General features: G+C 70.3%; 1 protein-coding gene. It reads right to left on the bottom strand.

Annotated features, from left to right (window positions below):
• Positions 1–254: 254 nt before the first annotated feature.
• Positions 255–1202, bottom strand: coding sequence for a prolyl aminopeptidase (gene pip, locus HUK84_RS18460; RefSeq protein ID WP_176641533.1), 948 nt, complete (start codon positions 1200–1202; stop codon positions 255–257).
• Positions 1203–1359: the final 157 nt, after the last annotated feature.

The raw sequence follows: 1359 nt of genomic DNA, 5'->3' as shown, positions 1-1359 counted from the left end.
CGGGGGCTTGGGTTGCGCGGCGCAGGCGGCCAGGGGCAGCAGGGCGACCCAGGTCCATCGCAGCGGGATCCATCGCGGGGAGGCCCATCGCGGAGCGGGCCATTTGGGAGAGGGACGGCGTGCATATGGGTTCATTGTCGTGGGCCCGTTATTGTGATTATGGGTCGTCGTGACGAGGCGAACGCCGAGCGAACGCGCCGCGCACGGCGCGGTTCGGCCGGTATTATGTCTCGCGGCGTGCGCGGGGGCGTTCGTCATGCGTCGCGGAACTCTTCCACGCAGGCGATCAGGCGGCGGCGGATGCCGGGTTCCAGGGCGGAATGGCCGGCGTCGGGGACCAGGCTGAGGGTCGCGCGCGGCCAGAGGCGGGACAGGTCCCATGCCGACTGGCTGGGGCAGACCATGTCGTAGCGGCCCTGGACGATGTGGCCGGGGATATGCGCGATGCGCGTCATGCCCGCCAGCAATCCTCCGGGCGGCAGGAACAGGTCGTGGCGGAAATAATGGGCTTCGATCCGCGCCAGGCCGACGACGGCGCGGTCATGCACGAAGCCGCTGACCAGGGACGGGGCGGGGATCAGGGTGGAACAGGTGCCCTCGTAGGACGCCCAGGCGCGGGACGCGGGCAGGTGGATGGCCGGGTCCGGGTCGAACAGCAGGCGGCAATAGCCGGCCAGCGGGTCGTTTCGGTCCTGTTCGGGCAGGTGGGACAGGAAGGCGGCGTGGGCGTCGGGGAAGACATGGGCCAGCCCATGGAAGAACCAGTCCAGTTCGCGCGGGCGGCCCAGGAAGATGCCGCGCAGGATCATGGCGCGTACCCGTTCGGGGTGGGCCTGGGCATAGGCCAGTGCGAGGGTCGAGCCCCAGGAGCCGCCGAACAGCAGCCAGTCCGCGATGTTCAGGTGGCGGCGCAGCATTTCGATGTCGGCCAGCAGGTGCGGCGTGGTGTTGGCGGCGACCGACGCGTGGGGACGCGAGCGGCCGGCGCCGCGCTGGTCGAACAGGACGATGCGCCAATGGTCGGGGTCGAAGAAGCGGCGATGCACCGCGCCGGCGCCGGCGCCCGGGCCGCCATGCAGGAACAGCACGGTCCGTCCGGACGGGTTGCCGGCCTGTTCCCAATAGAGTTCGTGCCCGTCGCCGACGGCGAGGAAGCCGCTGTCGAAGGGCGCGATGTCGGGAAACAGGTCGTAGCGTGGCATGGGGCGACTATACGGCATGCGGGCAGTGCGGGTAGATGTCCGTCATGATGTCTTCGCCTGCTTCCACCCCTGCTGCCCCCCCTGCTGCTATTGCGGCGCGGCCGTGCGCGGCGCGGTTTTTCCAGGCGGCCGGGGGTGTGCTCGGCCTGCTGTCGGT

Source organism: Nguyenibacter vanlangensis, from assembly GCF_013376155.1.
GTDB classification, from domain to species: Bacteria; Pseudomonadota; Alphaproteobacteria; order Acetobacterales; family Acetobacteraceae; genus Gluconacetobacter; species Gluconacetobacter vanlangensis.
This window is presented reverse-complemented; position numbering and strand designations above follow the sequence as displayed.

Excerpts from the sequence above, each read along its gene's own strand:
- pip (WP_176641533.1), bottom strand. The coding sequence starts at position 1,202 with ATGCCACGCTACGACCTGTTTCCCGACATCGCGCCCTTCGACAGCGGC.